Raw genomic sequence first — 18509 nt, 5'->3', positions numbered from 1 at the left:
ATGGCCTGTTTGCCCAAAATGATGAGGCCGGGTTGTTCCTTGTCGACCAAAGCTTTCAGCAGCTTGGCCACGGCCAGGGGTTGCAGTTCTTCAGACGTTTCGACCAGGATGGCACGGTCGGCGCCAATGGCCATGGCGGTGCGCAGGGTTTCCTGGCACTGGGTGACACCACAAGAGACGGCGATGATCTCGCTGGCGACGCCTTTTTCTTTCAGCCGGACCGCTTCCTCAATGGCAATCTCATCGAATGGATTCATGCTCATTTTGACGTTGGCCAGATCGACACCCGAGTTGTCGCTTTTGACGCGCACCTTGACGTTGTAGTCAATCACGCGTTTGATGGGAACCAGACACTTCATGTTAGACGTTTCCTGTAAGCGCTAGGGAGCGCGAAAATGATTTGATGGCAAACAAACGCTACTGTCGGCGATTGCGCCAAGCCCGTCAGCGTCCAAATGGACGATGCCCGCTGCTGCAAAGCTTTCACAATCGATAAATCTTCACAGCAAGGTATCAACACCCATGAGCAATCCCTTCTCTCCCCTGCTTCAGCCTGCGCGCATCGGCACGCTGGAACTCCGCAACCGCATCGTGATGGCACCCATGGGCTCCAATTTTGCCGAATCGGACGGCACCTGCGGCGAGCGCATCCAGGCGTATTACGAGGCGCGCGCCAAGGGCGGCGCCGGTCTGTTGACCATGGGCGCCTGCGCCATCGCGTTCCCGGCGGGCACGGCCGAGCCGTTCCAGGTTGGCATCTCGCACGATGACTTTATTCCCGGTCTGGCGGCGCTGGCACAGCGGGTGCACCGCCACGGCGCCAAGATTGCCATGCAGTTGCAGCACGCCGGCAAAACCGCCACGCGGGACCTGGCCGCGGGCCGCGAACTCTGGGTGCCGTCGATGCCGCCGGCGGCCAAGACCGACATCATGAAAACCTTCACCACCGAAGAGCTGTCCACCTTTGTCGGCGGCATGGGCAAGACCCGGCCACAAATCCGGGTGATGAGCACAGCAGACATTGCGCTGATGGTCGACACCTTTGCCGCCGCCGCCGAGCGTGCCCAGCGGGCCGGTTTTGACGGTGTGGAGCTGCACGCAGCCCACAGCTACATGTTGGCCGGCTTTTTGTCGCCGTATTACAACCACCGCGACGATGCCTATGGTGGCCCGCTGGAAAACCGCGCCCGCATGCTGCTGGAAACCATTGCCGCTGTGAAGGCCCGCACCGGCGGCAACTTTCCGGTCTGGGTGCGCCTTGACGCCGAAGAGCTGCGCACGCCCGGCGGCATCACACTGCCCGATGCCATCGCCACCGCCCAACTGTGTGAGGCCGCTGGCGCCGATGCCATCAGTGTGTCGGCCTACGCAACCCTGACCACCGGCGTCGCCTTCACCGAGGCACCGCTGGTGCACCAGCCTGGCGGCTTCATTGCCAATGCCGCGGCCCTCAAAAAGGCGGTATCGGTGCCGGTGATTGCGGTCGGCCGCATTGAGCCGGATGTGGCCGCCCAGGGCATCAGCGCCGGTCAGTTTGATTTTGTGGCGATGGCGCGCAAGATGCTGGCCGACCCCGAAATTCCGATCAAACTGGAACAAAACCGCCCGCAGGACATCCGCCCCTGCATTTACTGCTACGCCTGCGTCAGCCAGATTTTCATCAACCAGCGGGTCAAGTGCTCGGTCAATGCGCAGACCGGCCGCGAGTTCGAAACCACGCTGGCCCCAAGCACCCAGCCGCGTCATGTATTGATTGTGGGCGGTGGCCCTGCCGGCATGGAAGCCGCGCGCGTGGCAGCCCTGCGGGGCCACCGCGTCACGCTGGCCGAGCGCAGCGACCGCCTGGGCGGCACGCTGTTTTTTGCCGCGCTGGCGTATCCTGAAAACGGCAAGCTGCTCGACTACCTGGTGGAACAAATCAAGCAGCTGCCCATTGAGGTGCGCTTGTCGACTGAGGTCAATGCCGCCTTTGTCGCCCAGCTCAAACCCGACACGGTGGTGGTGGCCAGCGGTGCCCGTCGCGGGGCACCGGCCATTGCAGGCGCAGGACAGCGCCATGTCTGGAGTGGCGACGAATTGCGCCGCCTGATGACCGGCGACCGCGCCGACGAGATCGCCCGCGCCAAACTCAACCTGGCCGAGCGCGCCATGTTCAAGGTGGGCGGCGTGCTGCGCGTGACCGACAGCACCCAGGCGCTGCAAAGCCTGTCAAAATTGTGGATGCCTTTGGGCAAGCAGGTGCTGATCGTGGGCGGCGGCCTGGTCGGGCTGGAACTGGCCGAGTTTCTGCTGGCACGCGGCCGCCAAGTCACCGTGCTGGAGCCAACCGACAAGGCTGGGCGTGAGCTGTCCATCGTGCGCCGCTGGCGGGTACTGGAAGCAGTGACCCAGCACGGTCAATTGCACTTGAACGCCACGGTGCAGGAAATTGGCCGTAATGAAGTTACTTGGCTTGACGCGCAAGGCGAGCAACAACGCACAGCTGCCGACTCGGTGGTACTGGCCATTGGCGCCGAGGCCGACGACAGCGTGGCCACTGCGCTGCTCGACTGCGGCATTCCGCTGCAGCGCATCGGCGACTGCGCGGGCGTGAACTACATTGAAGGCGCCATGCACGAGGGCAACCGGGTAGGACGCGAGGTCTGAGACGCTCTATTGATTAGCCGGTTCTGGTGGCCGCAGGCAACCCATGGCCATGGCGACCAAGCTGTCGAGAAATGCTGGAGATTCGAGCTGCACCGGCATGTCCTCCAGCACCGACCGGATCACGCTGCGCAAGCCCTGCCCGAGCAAATAGGCCGCCAAGGCGGGATGCGGCGTGGTGATTTCATGCGCATACATTTGCAGCAGCGGCAGCCAGGTCGCTTCGATGAATTCGCTTGTCGTCTGGTACGGGCCGCGCCACATCCCCAGATGGAGCGCCGTGTGGTAACGCAAATGAAAGGCCTGGTTCAATTTGAAAAGCCGCAGCTCAACACGAATGATGTTGCCCAGGATCTCGCGCAGGGCGCTGGTCAGCGGCGCGCCGACCAGCCTTTCGCGCACCAACAGCAGCTGCCCGGCCTCCTCGTCGAGAACACGCTCGTACAGCATGGCCACGATGGCGTCCTTGTTGGGAAAGTATTGGTAGATGGAGCCGACGGCGGCGCCTGACACCTCCGCGATACGGGCCACGGTCAGCGCCTCCTCACCTTCTTCGTCCAGGATGCGCAGACAAGCCTGCGCCACAGCGTCGACCAGCGCGCGTGAGCGCGATTGGTTCGGTCGCTTGCGGGGTGTGGGAAGCTGCGCCGGCGGCGGCCAAGTGCCCGTGATGGGGGTGTTGCGATTCTTGTGCATGGAAATGCGAGTGTCGTCTCCGTGGGTTGCCAATAATCCCATATTTATCAATTAAATCATCGACTTGGCTTGCTGACTTGTTGTCCGGAAAAGCGACTATCGCAATGCCGGCAAGCTTCCTAAACTTCCTGCCTGCGTTGATTCGCGCAGCGGGTCCATCTGGATTCATGTGCCCCGTAATTTTAAAGATTCCAAATTCATCAGGAGACTGTCATGTCATCACCCCTCACGGTCCGCCCGCTCGGCCCTGCCATTGGCGCCGAAGTGCTTGATCTCGATCTTAGCCAAGGACTTTCACCAGACACGCTGGTGGCGATCGAAACCGCACTCGTCAAGCATGAAGCCCTCGTGCTGCATGTTCCAGCGTTGACACCCGAGCAACATCTGGCCATTGCGGCGCATTTTGGCGAACCCGAAGTGCACACCTTTTTTCCGAATCTCGGTGCAGGCCTCGAGCAGATCACCATCATCGACTCCAAGCTGGGCGACCGGGCCGATATGTGGCACCACGACGAAAGCTTTCTCCCCAGTCCACCCATCGTCACCATGACGCAGGCCAAAATTCTGCCGCCCTGCGGTGGCGACACCTGCTGGATCAGCATGAGCACGGCTTATGACGCGCTGTCCGGGCGCATGAAGCACTACCTGGACAGCCTTGAGGCCTGGCACGACATGAATCGCCCGATGACGGCCGCCTTGCGCCAAAACGTCGTGACGCACGAGCGCTACCTCGAAGTCATCCAGATGAACCGGCGCCACCTGCACCCGATGGTCATCACACATCCGGTGACGGGCCGCAAGGCGCTCTTCATCAGCCCGACCTACACCACACACATCGAGGGTTTGGCCCATGCTGAAAGCGAAGCGATGCTGGCCTTTTTGCATGCGCACTGCCAGCAAATTCAATTCGGATTCCGGCATCGCTGGACGCTCGGCGACATGGTGCTGTGGGACAACCGCAGCGTGCTGCACAACGCCATCCTGGACTATCAGCCGCATCAGCGGCGCATGCAGCGCGCCTCGGTGTTTGCGCGCGGGCCGTGGCACGCATGATGGCCGGCGAACCCCACTGCTTTTTTTGCTTAACAAGGAGACAGCCATGATCGATGGTGTGAATAACAATTTGCTGGCCCGCTATGCCCCGCGCCCGGGTCGGCATGCGCTGCTGCCCAGCCTGACGCCGCAACAGCAGGTCGCGCTGCAGTGCCGGATGCTGTATCGGGAGGGCTACAACGACCACATTGCCGGCCACATCACGGTGCGCCAGGACGACGGCACTTACCTGGCCAACCCCTGGGAACTGACCTGGGGTGAAGTGACGGCCTCCGACATTTTGCGGCTCGACCAGCAAGGCAAGGTCATCGAAGGCGAGTGGAACATCACCCCAGCCATCAACCTGCACATGGATGTGCATGCCGCGCGCCACGATGTCAGCGTGGTGATTCACAACCATCCCGAGTGGGGCTCGGTGTGGTCGGCGGTGGGGCGGGTGCCACCGATCTACGACCAGACCTCGGCGCTGGTCGACACCGATCCGGTGCGTTATGACGAATACCGCGGCACGGTGGAGGACGGTGCGTTGGGCCGCGCCGCAGCAGACGCGCTCGGCGCGGACAAGTGGGCGCTGCTGGCGAACCACGGCGTCTTGCTGGTGGCCAATGGACTGCGCCAGGCCCACCTGCGGGCCATCACGCTGGAGTGGCGTTGCCGCATGGCGTGGCGCGTCGAAATGCTCGGCGGTGGCGTGCCGCTGCCCGCCGAGGTTGCCACCGCGACCGGACAGCGCACCGATGCAAACGGTTTTCCTTTCTTGTGGGAGGCCATGGCCCGCGAGGAAATCCGCCGCGACCCCACCGTGCTGGAATGAACGATGAAGCCCAATGTCCTGCTGCTCTCCCGCTTGCCCGAAACCTTGATCGAGCGCCTGCGCGCGCGTTTCGATTGTCATGAACATGAGCAACTCGACGCCGCTGGCCTGCAGGCGCTCGCACCCCTGCTGCGCGGCATGGTGGCCACTGGCGAGTCGGTGGTCACGCGGGAACTGATGACCCGCTTGCCGGCGCTTGAGATCATTTCGGTGCTGGGGGTCGGCTACGACGGCATCGACATCGAGGCTGCGCGCGAGCGCGGCATCTGCGTCACCCATACACCGGGCCTATCGACCGAGGACATTGCCGACTTCGCCATGGCGCTGTTGCTTTCGGCCGCGCGTCAGGTGGCAAGCGCCGACCGGTTTGTGCGGCGGGGGGACTGGTCAGCAGGGCGGCACCCGATGACGCAACGTGTCTTTGGCGCTCGCCTGGGCATCGTCGGTCTGGGCCGTATCGGCCGGGCGGTGGCGGTGCGGGCGCTGGCGTTTGGCATGCGCATTGCCTACACCGGGCGCACGCCCAAGACCGACGTGGCCTATCGCTGGTGCGACGATGTGCTGACCCTGGCGGCCAGTGTTGACTTTCTTGTGGTGTGCGCCAGCGCGGGCCCTGCCACGCGCGCGTTGATCAACGCTGAAGTCCTTGCCGCGCTTGGCCCGGCGGGCGTTCTGGTCAACGTGGCGCGCGGCGCCATCGTCGATGAGGATGCGCTGGTGCAGGCCCTGCGCGAACGCAAGATTCTGGCCGCGGGCCTCGACGTGTTTTGCGACGAGCCGCGTGTTCCTGCCGGACTGCTGGGGCTCGACAACGTGGTGTTGACACCGCACATGGCGAGCACCACGGGTGCCACCGTGCAAGCCATGCTGGAGCTGACATTTGACAACCTGGCCGCGCATTTTGATGGGCTGCCTGTGTCGGCGCCAGTGGTTTAAGTATTTTTTGAATGGCGTGAGGCTGCCATGTGTTGCGCCTCTTCCATGAACATGGCGTTTGGACTCGTTGTGAGGTCGACTTCAGTCGACCATCTCAGACTGAAGTTGCCCCACAGGGTTCAAGGTCAGTGCGCGGTATTGAGCCGGGTACGGGCCTCGTAATGACCTTTGGACGCGCCCGATAGGGCGCGTCGTTCATCTCGGCGATCAACCACCGCTTACGTTACCACTTGAGTGCAGCGGACAAGCCAACCATGCGTGGCTGGTTGAAATAGGCCTGGGTCAGATTGCCAAAGCCAGGGCCGAAGTCGATGAAGTTGTCAATGTGGTCGGCGTTGGTCAGGTTGCGGCCCCACAGGGACAATTGCACCTTGCCATAAGAAGTCTTCATGTCACTCAGGATCAAACGGGCGTTGAGCATGCCATTGGACTCGACCCGGGTGTTGCCAGCGACGGCAGCGGCCGGGTTGTAGTTCGGACCACTGGACTGCAGCTGGTAAGGGTAGGCGTAGAACGCGTCGGTGAAGGTGTAATCACCCTGCAGGCGAAGCGGGCCCCAGCCGGTTTGTGCCACCAGCCAGTCCAGTCCCAGCATGAAGGAATTCTTGGGGGCATGAACAAAGGCGCGGTTGTCGGCCACGTTCACACCAGCGTCGATGAATTCCTTGTACTTGGCATCCAGGTAACCGTAACTTGCCTGCAAACGCAAGGCACTTGAGGGAGCATAGGTCGCTTCCAACTCAAAACCGCGCGTGCTCGCCTTGCCCGCATTGCGAATCACCGAAGCCGCTGCACCGTTGGCGGTGAAGATGGACAACTGCAGGTCGTCAATTTCGTTCTGGAAAACCGCCGCGTTGAACTGGCCACGGCCACCAGCAAAATTCGTTTTCAGACCCAACTCATAGGTCTTTTGCTTCTCAGGGCGGAACGGGGTCAGGACCTCGGCAATATTGGCTGCTGTCGACGAACTCAGATCACCGTGCTCACCGTTGAAGCCGCCACTCTTAAAGCCTTCGGCATACTTGGCATACACATTGGTGCTGTCGTTGACCTTGAACGCGGCCACCAGCAGCGGACTGGTGGCACTGAAGGTGGCCTGACCGTGGGTACCCACGGGAATCAGCGGGTTATAGGGCGCGCTGGGGGCAAAGCTGAAGGCGATGTCACGGTCAATGGTCTTGGTCTCGCGTGTGTGACGCAAGCCACCGGTCAAAGTCCAGCGGTCCGACAGCTTGTAATCAACCTGGCCAAACAAGGCCTGCGACTTGGTGCTGAATCCATAGTTGGAGTCAGCATTGAAATTGCCGCCAAAGTACTGCTGAGGGTTCTTGGTGGTGCCGTCATCGCCAAATAAGTACCCCCCCATCACATAATTCAGGTCACCCGAAGAACCAACCCATTGCAGCTCCTGAGACCACTGCTTGTAATCCGAGATACGCTCGGCGTGCGCGATCGGCAGCGGCGACCCGTCGAGATCCAGGCCGTTATCCCACTTCATGGTGCGCAGCGAAGTAATCGATTTGAGGCTGTTGTTGCCATTAAGCTTCCAGTCCAGCGTCAGGGAGTGCCCTTGAACGTCCGATTTTTCCTGCTCCGGGCCATCGACGCTGGCGACCGTCTGGCGATTCTGGAATACATAGGGCGCCAGCGCCGGGATGTCGGCACGGTACAACTGAGAATGCATCGACGTGGCATCGACCTTGCTGGCATCGAAGCGGTAATCGACTTGCAGGGTGGGCGAGATGTCGAGGTTCACCGCCAGGCGGGCCTGGTTCTGGTGCGTGCCATTGAGCTCGCTGACACTGCTGCCCGGAGTGGTCTTGACCCAACCGTCTCGGTCTTCGGTACGCAGGCCCAGGGAAATGCTGGCAATGCCGGCCTTGGGCAGATCAATCGCGGCTTTTACGACGCGTTCGTTGAAGCTACCCAGACTCACCGACACATCACCACCGAACTCACCCGAAGGCTTGCGCGTGATGAAGTTGATGGCGCCCGACATGCTGTTGCGACCATACAGCGTGCCCTGTGGCCCGCGCAACACCTCGACACGCTCGAGGTCGACCATCTTGAACACCGAGCCCTGGCTCTTGCCCATGTAGACGCCGTCGACATACATGCCCACCGAGGTGTCCCAGTACAGGGCCGGGTTGATCGTGACGCCACCGCGGATCGCCACTTGGGACGCTGTGGCGTTACCGGGCGTGGACGATACCGTTAGATTGGGCGAAATTGAGCCCAAATCAGCCACGCTACCGATGTTGCGACTTTCGAGCTGGCTGCCTGACAGCGCTGAAATCGCAATTGGCACGTCCTGCAGGCGCTGACTGCGCTTTTGCGCAGTCACCAGCACTTCATCGACCTTGGGTTCGGGCGCTTCCTGAGCTTGCGACACCGAGGCCAGCAAGGCCACGACGCACGCGGGCACGGCACGCCGCGCAAAATGTCGGCTGGGCGTTTGATTGAAATTTCTCACTTTAGTCTCCTGGGTTTTACGATCAACGGGAAAAATGAATCAAGCGGGCTTCCAAGGCACGACATCAAGGTGCAACAGCCAAAGTCGTGCCAGCGCCGCTTCGGCGGATGAACCTGTCAACGTTTCAAAGACGGCGCGGGACTTATCCCGCTGGCCAGCAATGTGGTAGGCGTAGGCCAGGCGCAGGCGCGCCGCGTCGGGCTGGCGCAGTCCGCCTTTCTCGATGCCTTGCGCGATCAGTTCAGCCCCGCGCGACGCGTGGTTTCCAAAGGCAAGGTTGAGCCCCATGTTGACGAATGGATTTCCGTCGCGAGCCTTGGCCAATTGCGCGTCGACCTGGGACAATTGCTTGTCATCCTCGATCTGCGTATGCATGGCCTGGGCCAGCAGTGTGTTGAGCTTGGCGTCATCCTGCGGCGCGGCCGGCTTGTCGACACCCCTGGCCGCCTCCAGCACCTTGCGCGCCTCGACTGGGTAACCCGCGCTCAGCGCGAGCTGGGCGTAGTCCAGGAAGTCGGCGGCACTGCCCATAGCACCAACAGCCAACATCAGCCGGCGCACATCGATCTCAAGATAGCTCGGAAAATCCGGCCGTTGCATCACTCGATAAAGCAAATCGGCCCAGACTTCCGGCCCCGGATAAAAATGCACCAGTGTCTCTAGGGTCTCCACGTAGCCGGTCTCGTTTTTCAGTTGCTGGTAGGCGCTGGCGAGTAGCCGGAGCTCAACTTCCTCAGGCACCCGCCGGGCCGCCAAATCAGCCTGCAGACGCTGCTGAAGGACCTCGACAGCTTGCTGATATTGGCCTGACAGGTACAAGGCCTGGGCCTGCACCTGGCGCAACTGCTCGCGCTGACCACCCAAGGCGAGGTAACGCCCTGCCCACTGGGCAGCATCGGAGTACATACTGGCACGGTACTGGATAAGCACCAGATGCTCCATCAGGACCAGACGGTCGGGCAAAGCGCCGCGCCCGGTTTGTAGCGCCTTGTCCAACGCCCTGGCTGCGGCCGCTGAATCCCCGACTGCCACCAGCACGACCGCGCGCTGGCGTTCGATGGTGAAGACTTCAAGTGGATTGACGGCGGCAAGCGCATCGACCTCGGCAAAACGTCTGATTGCCTCAGCGTTCTTGTTTTGCCTGCTTAATTCCTGGACCGCCTGCAGGGGCAGCAACACCTGGGCTCGCAGCGTTTCCTGCTGGGTGTGCCCCGGCGCCAGATAGACTGACAGCGACAGCAGGAAGGCGAGCGTCAGTGCTGCCAGTTTTCGGACATTTGTCATGATTGAAAAGCTCAGGGAATGAATCGTTCATTACCCACAATGCCGATCCTTGTAACACCTATGCGCTGGGCAGATGCCATGACTGCGGCCACATGACGGTATTCGGTGAGTTTGGTGGGTTTGAGATGGACCTCGGGCTGATCCGGCATTTCGGCGAGTTGCAGCATCATCCGGTCCAAGGGTGGGCCAAAGGGCACCGGCAAACCATCCCACAGGATACCGCCCTGGTCGTCAAGATTGATTTTCACGACCACCGGAGGCTGGGTCGGCGGAACATTGCTGGCTACCGGCATGTTCATCTTCACCGAATGCAACTGGACCGGAATGGTAATGATGAACATGATGAGCAAAACCAGCATCACGTCGATCAAGGGTGTGGTGTTAATTTCGGACATGATGTCCGCTTCGCCCGGTTTGTTTTTTTTCTTGCGCATCAGTGACTCCTGATCAGCCCTTCGGCGGTGGCTCGGTAATGAATCCCACTTTTGCGATGCCAGCCCGCTGGCAGGCCAGAATCACCTTGGCGATGTGCTCATAGGGTGTGCGCTGGTCGCCACGTATGTGGACTTCCGGTTGCGGCTGCCGGGAAGACACCGACTTGAGCCGCTCCAGCAAGTCCCCGTCGCTTTTCATGTGCAGTTCGTTCCAGAACAGCTGACCTTCCCGATTGACGGCGATGTTGACGTCATCCGGCTTGGTCAGGCGGGGATGATTGACCTCCTGCGGCAAGCGCACGTTCTGGGTCTGCACCACTACTGGAATCGTGATCAAAAAAATGATCAGCAACACCAGCATCACGTCCACCAGGGGTGTGGTGTTGATAGCCGAGATCACCTCGTCTTCGCCTTCGTCAGAGCCGATATTCATGCCCATGATGGTGTCCTTGAAAAGCGGCGCATCAGCTCTGGCTCTTCGGCTTGCTACCCCCGAGCAGACACTTCTCCAGGTCTGCGGCAAAGGCATGAACCTGTGCCAAGGCGCTCTTGTTGCGCCGCACCAGCCAGTTGTAACCCAGCACTGCAGGTACAGCTACAGCAAGACCAATGGCGGTCATGATCAATGACTCACCCACCGGTCCGGCGACCTTGTCAATCGAGGCCTGTCCCGCGATGCCAATGGCAGTGAGTGCGTGATAAATGCCCCATACGGTACCAAACAAGCCAACAAACGGTGCCGTCGCGCCGACCGTACCCAGAAAGGCCAGACCCACCTGCAGACGCGCCTGGATCTCTTCAAACGCACGGTCAAAAGCCATTTCAATCCAGTTGTTTAATGCCACTTCCTTGGCAAGTGCACCCTGGTGCTCATTGCGCGCCTCCACAGCGTTCTTTGCAACATAACAAAAGGCACCCTCCTGAGGCAGCGCATCAACGCCCTGCTCCAGCGTGTTGGCGGTCCAGAACAGTTGGCGTACTTTTTTGGCATCGGAAAACAACTTGCGCTGCTCCAGCAGTTTGGTCACCAGGATGTACCAGCTACCCATGGACATGATGATCATGATGAGCAAGGTGCCCCTGGCAACAAAATCGCCCTGCGCCCAGATGGCGCTCATACCGTAGGGGTTATCCACCACTTCCATGGTTTTCTTTGCCGGCATTGGCGGGGGCAAGGGGACCGACTCGCTAGCTACGCCATTCGTCGGGCCAGCAAGGGCCGTCATGGCCGGCTGAGCTGCCGAGTTAGCCGTTTGGGCATGCGCGGAAGCAAGCGAGCCCCCATACAAGCCCATAACCAGCGTCAATGTAGCGATGGATCGCTTGCCAAGATGATTGATTTCAAACATGTTTTTCTCCAAGAAATGAGTAATTCGACTGCTGCTGTGTGGGCACCCGAGGGTCACTCGAGCCGCCACACATATTTCAGACTGGCCCAAGAGCGCTCCGGCGTCCCGTCCGCTGTTCCTGGTTTGAACTGACACCGACTCAGTGCCGCACGGGCCGCCTCATCCAAGCGGGCGTAGCCACTGGAAGTCTCGATACGACTTTCAATGACCTTGCCACCCTCATCGATCATGAAACGCAACAACACCAGACCCTCCTCTTCAAGCCGTTTAGAGGTGGCGGGATACTCGGGCTTGACACAGTTTTTTGCTGCGTCAATGACCGGCGCAATGCGCTGCACCGGCTTGGGTGGCACAGGCGGCGCGGGTGGCGCCTCCACTGGCGCAGGCGCAACGACAGTTGCCGTAGCGGTAATCGCCGGGGCCAACAGCACCGGCGCGACGACGGCCACCTCGGCGGGCGGGACAAAAGGAGGCGGATCCACCTTTTGACGGGGTGGTGGTGGCTTGTCCGGCGGCGGGAGTTTTTTCAACTCCTCAATCAACTTGGTTTCAATCGGTCCCCGGATGACTTCCACGGCCTTGCGAGCCAAGCCTGTAACAAGCGCGTAGGCCGTGACAAGGTGCAGCACGACCACGAAAAAAATCCCGAGACTTTTCCGACCTGACTGGCGCTGATTTTCTGCGTAACTCATAGTCAAAAGCCCGTCAAGGGCAAAGACACAACTCGGACGATGACCGTGGTATCAGACAGCGACAAAAATCCGGCCAACATCACAGTACAAAGCCTACGGGGCATTGATTTGATTTTTTCCCGATTCGGCACATCAGTCGACTTCATCATGCGGGGATCTCCTTCTCATTGTTTTTAGCCCTGAGGCTGCAGAGTTTTTCTGCAGCAAGTTCCAGAGACTCCAATGTAGAAGTGCGCGACGCCAAGCACCTAGTCTGCATGGACGAGAAGTTGGTTTAATCCAATTAAATCAACTAGGGGTTTTCCACGAGACTCAGAAGTTGGGCGCTTCGACACCCCCATCGACGCCCAGGACCTTGCCCGTGATCCACGAGGAGGCTGGCGCGACCAGAAACAGGGCGGCCGCTGCAATGTCTTCGGGCTGGCCCAGGCGACCCAGGGGCGTGGTGGCACACATGCGCTCCTTGCGCTCGGGCGTAAGGAAGGGCGCCAGCGCCTCGGTCATGATGGTGCCCGGTTCAATCGCATTGATGCGCACCGTGGGGCCAAAGTCCTGCGCCAGGTTGCGCGTCATCTGGTTCAGCGCCGCTTTGGCCGCGCCATAGGCGCTGAAGTGCTTTTGCGCGTAACGCGCCGCCACCGAGGAGATATTGACCACTGCGCCGCCACCGGCCTCGCGCATGGCCTTGGCCGTCTTCTGGATCAGCAGGTAGGCCGGGGTGACGTTCCAGGCCAGCACCGCGCTGAAGTCGGCGCCGCCCATCTTCAGCGGGCTGTTCGGACCGGCGCCACCCGCGTTGTTGATAAGGATCGAGATCTTGCCGAGTTCTGCCAGGGTGCGGGAGACCAGGATGTCGAGCACGGACTCGTCACTGACATCACCCGCCACGGTGATGGCACGCCGACCCATGGCGCGAATTTCTTCGGCGACTGCGTCCAGGTCGGCCTGGGTGCGCGCAGCCAGTGCCACATCGGCCCCGGCCTGGGCCAGCGCCAGGGCGCAGGCGCGGCCGATGCCTTTGCCGGCACCGGTCACGATGGCCACCTGGCCCTGCAGGGAAAAAAGCTGTGAAATGGTTTGCATGAAGGACTCCTCTCAGGGCGTGACGGCGCCGCGAATCATCTGCGCGAATTGTTCGGTGTAGGGTGGCAGCATGCCCCATTCACGGCGTGGGTCGTGGGCCGAGTGGCTGTAGACAGCGCGCGCATGGCTGAACTCCAGAAAGCCTTCGTGACCGTGGTAGTGGCCCATGCCTGATGCGCCTACTCCGCCAAAGGGCGCGTCGTGCAGCGCCGGATGCATGGTCACGTCGTTGATGGAAACACCGCCCGACAAGGTGTGGTCCAGCACCCATTGCTGTTCGCTGGCGTCCTGGCCAAAGTAGTAGAGTGCCAGCGGACGCTCACCGGTGTTGAGCTGATCGACCGCCTCGCTCAAGCTGCTGTAGCTGCGCACCACCAGCGCCGGGCCAAAAATTTCATGGCAGGAGATCTCGGCCTCCGCAGGTGGATTGACCACGATGCGCAACGGCATGCGCCGCGCGGCAACGCCCTCGGCGCTGGGCCAGTCACCGGCCATCACGACGCGCGCACCCCGGGCACCGGCGTCGGCCACATAGGATTCGATGCGGGCGAAATGGCGCTCGTTGACCACCGGCGTCACATCCGGGTTGTGGGCCACGTCGGGGTGCAATCCGCTGTAAAACTCCTGCAGGCCCGACAACAGCGGCACCAGTTGTGATGCATGCACCCAAACGGTGTCTGGTGAGACACACAACTGGCCTGAATTCATGGCCTTGCCGACCGCGATGCGCTCAGCGGCATTGCGGATGTCGGCACTTTGGCCAATCAGCACCGGCGACTTGCCGCCAAGCTCCAGCGTCACTGGCACCAGGTTCTCGGCCGCTGCCTTCATGATGAGTTTGCCCACGGCCGTGGAGCCGGTGAAGACCAGGTGGTTAAAAGGCAGCCCAGAAAATTCCGCCGCCACGTCCGGCCCACCGGTGACCACGGCCAGCTCCTCGGGGGCAAAAAATTCGGCCACGGCGCGTGCCAACGCTGCTGCGGTGCGGGGCGCAATTTCGGACGGTTTGAGCACCGCCCGGTTGCCCGCCGCCAGCACGCTGGCCAGCGGCGAGAGCAAGGTGAACACCGGGGCATTCCAGGTGCCAATGATGCCGACCACACCCTTGGGCTGGTACCTGACCCAAGCCGTGGCGCCAAAATTATCAAAGGGCGCCACGCTGGGCCGGGCCTGATCAGGCATCCACTGCGCCAGCTTGTCACGGGCATGCTTGAGGGAACCCAGTGAGCCGGCGATGTCGTTCATCATCGAAAACACCGTGGAGCGCCCGCCAAAGTCGTCTCCCATGGCCGCGCACAAGGCGTCGTTGTGCTTGACCAGCATGTCGATCACGCGCTGCAAGCGCGCCTGACGGGTGGCCGCGCTGACCGGGCCTTCGGCCCGAAAGGCCGCCTGTTGGGTCGCCAGTACAGTGCGAAGAATTGGGGAGGTAACTGTTTCGGACATGGGAACTCCTGAACCAAAAAAAAAGAATAGTCACGTCACTGACCAAAAGATCGCATCCTAACGGCATGATTTTTCTCAACTTCGTCCAAAAGGACGATGGCGGGCACTGAGGAAATATTGCACCATTGGGCATGAACACACCCAACCCACCTCGCGTCAACTGGCGCACCCACCTTAGCCTGGGGCTGCTGGCCCTGGTCTATATTTTTTCTTATATTGACCGGCAGGTGATTTCGATCCTGATCGAGCCGATCAAACAGGAGTTTGGCGCCTCTGACACTCAGATCGGCTTGCTCACCGGCATCGCCTTCGGGCTGCTGTATGCGCTGATGGGCATCCCACTGGGCCGACTGGCCGACCGCAGCAACCGACGCAACATCATTGCCATTTCCTGCACCTTGTGGAGCCTCGCCACCATGGCCTGCGGCATGGCGGCGCAGTTCTGGCAACTGCTGGCGGCACGCATGGCGGTGGCGATTGGCGAGGCCGGTGGCATGGCACCCTCGATCTCGCTGGTGTCAGACCTGTACCCACCCAAGCGCCGCTCGCTGGTGATCAGTTTGTTCATGATGGGCCCCCACCTCGGGGTGCTGATCGGGCTGGCCCTGGGCGGCTGGATTGCGCAAAATTACGGCTGGCGCACCACCTTCATCGCTTTTGGCATTCCCGGGATTGTGCTGGGGCCATTGGTGTGGTTGCTGGTGCGTGAACCCAGGCGCGGTGGCTTTGACGCGCCCAAAGCGGGCCCGGTGGCAGCCACCGAGCCGCTCTGGACGCAGGTGCGGCGCCTGCTGGCGATCAGCGCCTTTCGCAACGTGGCGCTGGCCTGCGGTATGGCCGGGGTGGCTGGCTACGGTTATGGCATCTGGACGCCCAGCTTTTTGGTGCGCACTCACGGCCTGAGCATTGCCCATGCCGGCCTGATGTTCGGGGTCGCCAGCGGCGTCGGCGCCGTGGGTGGCGCCCTGTTCAGCGGGGCCCTGTGTGACCGGCTCACACCACGCGATGTGCGCTGGCAAATCGGCCTGCCGCTGATCGGCGTGGCACTGAGTGTGCCCACGGCGCTGACTTTTCTGCTCTGGCCCACCGGCTCGCCCTGGGTGCTGGGCCCGCTGCTGGTGCCCAAGGCCATGGTGTTTGCCATGCTCTTCGGTTTTTTTGCCAGCTGGTGGGCGGCCCTGTCTTACAGCGCGGTCAGTCAAATGATTGCCACCAGCGAGCGCACGGTGGCCGCAGCGCTGCTGAACCTGTTCATCACCTTGCTTGGCGTTGGCGTCGGCCCCCTGGTGACCGGTGTGTTCAGTGATTTGTTGACGCCCAGGTTTGGCGCCGATGCGTTGCGCTGGGCACTGGTGGCTGTGGTGCTTCTTTTCCTGTTGACCGTGCTGTTTTTTGCGCTGGCAGTTAACCCTTACCGCGAGCAATTGGCGCGCAACAGAGAAACCGAATGATTCCGGCCTATCAGCCCGTCGTCCTGATCACCGGCGCCAGCCGCGGCATTGGTGCGGCTTCAGCTGAAGCCTTTGCCCGCGCCGGCTGGCGCGTGGCCATCACGGCGCGCACACAAACCGACAAGCAGGCGCTGAACCACCAGTTGCGCCGCCCCGACGGCAGCCTGCTGGCCGGCAGCCTGGCCAGCACGGCAGCACGCGTGCAAGCCCAAAGCGGTGAGGTCTTCACCCAGGCCATGGACCTGATGCAGCCCGACTCGCTCGATGCCGCCGTGGACGCCACACTGGCGCACTACGGGCGCATTGACCTGCTGATCAACAATGCGGTCTACCAGGACCGTGAAACCAATTCACTGGTGCGCGAACTGCAAGGGGATGCGCTCGGGCGCACACTGCAAGCCAACGTGATTGCGCCTTTTCTGCTGGTGCGCCGCGTGCTGCCCGTGATGCTGGCACAAGGCGGCGGGCAAATCATCAACGTGTGTTCCGGCGCCGGTCAAAATGACCCGCCGGTAGCCGCCGACCAGGGCGGCTGGGGCTTTGCTTACGGCGCCTCCAAGGCCGCGTTGGGACGCCTGGCGGGTTGCATCAACCGCGAGCACGGGCACCAGGGCCTGCGCGCCTTCAGCGTCAACCCGGGCCTGGTCACCACCGAAGCCGTCACCGCAACCCTGGGCGATGATGGCGTCCTCGCCAGGCGTTTTGGTGCCATGCCGCCGCACGCCATTGCCCGGGCGCTGCTCTGGCTGGCGACCGAGCCGCAGGCCGCCGAACTGAGCCAGAAACCCAGCCTGATCGACCTGCAAAAGCTGGTGCGGGAACAAAACCTGGCGTCAGCCTGACCTGCTCAGGGTGCCAGCCAGGGCATGGCGCACAACACTGTCTGTTGCATTGAAATTGGCGCCCCGGCGCCAGCCATCGTCCAAATAGGGTATGCAGCCGGTCAAACAGTCCTTGAAGATAGGCCTGTCTACAACACCCAAATCTGGAGAACACATGGCGACCACAAAAGACTATCGACTTGGTGAATTCACCTACCCACGCGGCTGGTTCATGATTGCCGAGTCCTGCGAATTGAACACCCACCGGCCGCTGGCGGTGCGGTTTTTTGGCATGGATTTCGCCCTCTACCGCGGCCGCACCAGCAGCCAGGTGGTCTTGCTCGATGCCTACTGCCCCCACATGAAAACCCACCTGGCCGCGCCCAACAAGACCAGCTATGTGGTGCAAGACGGCATGGGCACCAACCTGGAAGGCGATGGCATTCGCTGCCCTTACCATGGCTGGCGTTTTGGCCCGGACGGCAAGTGTGATGACATTCCGTACCACGAAGGCGCCATTCCGGCGGCGGCCTGCGTCAAGAGCTGGACCGTGGTGGAGAGTCTGGGTGCGGTGTGGGTCTGGCACGACCCCGAGGGCGGTGCACCCGAGTGGGAGCACCCCAGCCTGCCGCAGTGGAGCGACCCCGCCTGGGTGCACCCCAAGTGGGATCACCTGGGCGTGCTCAACCAGCACCAGCAGGAAGTCATCGACAACATTTGCGACTACGGCCACCTGAGCCCGATCCACGGCTCCACCGTGGCCCGTTTTGAGAACGAATTCAAGGGCCATTTGGCCATTCAGCGCCAGTGCGGCGGCCACCGCACGCTGGTGTCGGCCGACGGTGTCAGTGCCGAGCTGCACACCATCACCACCTACAACGGCCCGGGTTGCCTGATGTCGGACCTGACCGGCATGTACGAAGCGGTGATGCTGATCACCAACACCCCGGTGGAAGATGGCACCGTCAAGGTCTGGCACGCCCTGGTGGTGAAATCACCCACCGGCAGCGCAGTGGCCACGCCGGCCGATGCCGTGAGCGCGGCCCATTTTCAGGAAATGGCACTCACCGCCTTCGTCCAGGACATGGAGGTCTGGAACCACAAGGCCCCCTGCCTCAACGGCCTGTTCATCCCCAGCGACGGCGCCTTCATGAAAGCACGTGTCTGGCTCAAGCAGTTCTACAACCCGCGTGTGAAAAAGAACGAATACCTGGAGCAATGCGAAGGGGTCTATGTGCCCAGGGGTATCCCGCCGTACACGCAGAGCCAATAACCTCCCAACCTGGCACGGGCCGTGCCAGGTGGCGCACTCGGGTCGGGTGCGGGAATCAACG

16 protein-coding genes and 1 pseudogene are annotated in these 18509 nt (G+C 61.6%); 7 read left to right on the top strand and 10 right to left on the bottom strand.

Annotated features, from left to right (window positions below):
* Window positions 1-359, bottom strand: a pseudogene (locus Q7U49_RS15170) (electron transfer flavoprotein subunit beta/FixA family protein); the annotation flags it as partial.
* 163 nt (window positions 360-522) lie between these two features.
* Between Q7U49_RS15170 and Q7U49_RS15165 the strand changes: the two are divergent.
* Complete coding sequence (locus Q7U49_RS15165) at window positions 523-2646, top strand: FAD-dependent oxidoreductase (protein WP_304765546.1); 2124 nt, start codon at window positions 523-525, stop codon at window positions 2644-2646.
* Between the two features lie 6 nt (window positions 2647-2652).
* On the opposite strand, the gene Q7U49_RS15160 is transcribed toward Q7U49_RS15165, so the two are convergent.
* Entirely contained in the window at window positions 2653-3339 is a 687-nt protein-coding gene (locus tag Q7U49_RS15160) for a TetR/AcrR family transcriptional regulator (protein ID WP_304765543.1), read from the bottom strand.
* A gap of 213 nt (window positions 3340-3552) precedes the next feature.
* Between Q7U49_RS15160 and Q7U49_RS15155 the strand changes: the two genes are divergently transcribed.
* The 3 genes from Q7U49_RS15155 to Q7U49_RS15145 are packed head-to-tail and all read left to right on the top strand — an operon-like array spanning window position 3553 to window position 6142.
* Window positions 3553-4392: a TauD/TfdA family dioxygenase gene (locus tag Q7U49_RS15155; RefSeq protein WP_304765540.1), complete on the top strand. Its 840-nt coding sequence runs from the start codon at window positions 3553-3555 to the stop codon at window positions 4390-4392.
* 46 nt (window positions 4393-4438) lie between these two features.
* A complete protein-coding gene (locus tag Q7U49_RS15150) occupies window positions 4439-5206 on the top strand; it encodes a class II aldolase/adducin family protein (protein WP_304765537.1) in 768 nt (255 codons plus the stop codon).
* Between the two features lie 3 nt (window positions 5207-5209).
* Complete coding sequence (locus tag Q7U49_RS15145) at window positions 5210-6142, top strand: 2-hydroxyacid dehydrogenase (RefSeq protein ID WP_304765534.1); 933 nt, start codon at window positions 5210-5212, stop codon at window positions 6140-6142.
* A gap of 223 nt (window positions 6143-6365) precedes the next feature.
* On the opposite strand, the gene Q7U49_RS15140 is transcribed toward Q7U49_RS15145, so the two are convergent.
* From Q7U49_RS15140 to Q7U49_RS15105, 8 genes are all read right to left on the bottom strand, one after another.
* Complete coding sequence (locus tag Q7U49_RS15140) at window positions 6366-8615, bottom strand: TonB-dependent receptor (RefSeq protein WP_304765531.1); 2250 nt, start codon at window positions 8613-8615, stop codon at window positions 6366-6368.
* A 39-nt stretch (window positions 8616-8654) separates the two neighbouring features.
* Complete coding sequence (locus Q7U49_RS15135; protein WP_304765530.1) at window positions 8655-9899, bottom strand: lipopolysaccharide assembly protein LapB; 1245 nt, start codon at window positions 9897-9899, stop codon at window positions 8655-8657.
* 11 nt (window positions 9900-9910) lie between these two features.
* Window positions 9911-10333: a biopolymer transporter ExbD gene (locus Q7U49_RS15130; RefSeq protein ID WP_304765527.1), complete on the bottom strand. Its 423-nt coding sequence runs from the start codon at window positions 10331-10333 to the stop codon at window positions 9911-9913.
* Between the two features lie 13 nt (window positions 10334-10346).
* Window positions 10347-10772, bottom strand: coding sequence for a biopolymer transporter ExbD (locus tag Q7U49_RS15125; RefSeq protein WP_304765524.1), 426 nt, complete (start codon window positions 10770-10772; stop codon window positions 10347-10349).
* A 25-nt stretch (window positions 10773-10797) separates the two neighbouring features.
* On the bottom strand, window positions 10798-11682 hold the full coding sequence (locus Q7U49_RS15120; RefSeq protein ID WP_370654022.1) for a MotA/TolQ/ExbB proton channel family protein: 885 nt from the start codon (window positions 11680-11682) through the stop codon (window positions 10798-10800).
* Between the two features lie 53 nt (window positions 11683-11735).
* Window positions 11736-12374 carry an energy transducer TonB gene (locus tag Q7U49_RS15115; RefSeq protein ID WP_304765522.1) on the bottom strand — a complete coding sequence of 213 codons (639 nt, stop codon included), beginning with the start codon at window positions 12372-12374 and terminating at the stop codon, window positions 11736-11738.
* A gap of 312 nt (window positions 12375-12686) precedes the next feature.
* Window positions 12687-13457 carry an SDR family NAD(P)-dependent oxidoreductase gene (locus Q7U49_RS15110; RefSeq protein ID WP_304765519.1) on the bottom strand — a complete coding sequence of 257 codons (771 nt, stop codon included), beginning with the start codon at window positions 13455-13457 and terminating at the stop codon, window positions 12687-12689.
* 12 nt (window positions 13458-13469) lie between these two features.
* Window positions 13470-14903, bottom strand: coding sequence for a coniferyl aldehyde dehydrogenase (locus tag Q7U49_RS15105; protein ID WP_304765516.1), 1434 nt, complete (start codon window positions 14901-14903; stop codon window positions 13470-13472).
* A 131-nt stretch (window positions 14904-15034) separates the two neighbouring features.
* On the opposite strand from Q7U49_RS15105, the gene Q7U49_RS15100 reads away from it, so the two are divergent.
* The 3 genes from Q7U49_RS15100 (at window position 15035) to Q7U49_RS15090 (ending at window position 18448) form a co-directional block, all read left to right on the top strand.
* Window positions 15035-16354 carry an MFS transporter gene (locus Q7U49_RS15100; protein WP_304765513.1) on the top strand — a complete coding sequence of 440 codons (1320 nt, stop codon included), beginning with the start codon at window positions 15035-15037 and terminating at the stop codon, window positions 16352-16354.
* Window positions 16351-17196: an SDR family oxidoreductase gene (locus Q7U49_RS15095; RefSeq protein ID WP_304765510.1), complete on the top strand. Its 846-nt coding sequence runs from the start codon at window positions 16351-16353 to the stop codon at window positions 17194-17196. Before Q7U49_RS15100 ends, Q7U49_RS15095 begins: the two co-directional genes overlap by 4 nt.
* A 154-nt stretch (window positions 17197-17350) precedes the next feature.
* The gene (locus tag Q7U49_RS15090) at window positions 17351-18448 is read left to right on the top strand and encodes a Rieske 2Fe-2S domain-containing protein (protein ID WP_304765507.1); all 1098 of its coding nucleotides are present in this window, start codon (window positions 17351-17353) and stop codon (window positions 18446-18448) included.
* Window positions 18449-18509 lie beyond the last annotated feature (61 nt).

The sequence above is a fragment of the Rhodoferax sp. genome, assembly GCF_030653815.1.
Classification (GTDB): Bacteria; Pseudomonadota; Gammaproteobacteria; order Burkholderiales; family Burkholderiaceae_C; genus Rhodoferax.
The sequence above is the reverse complement of the archived record's forward strand: the minus strand, read 5'-3'. Positions and strand labels throughout refer to the sequence as shown.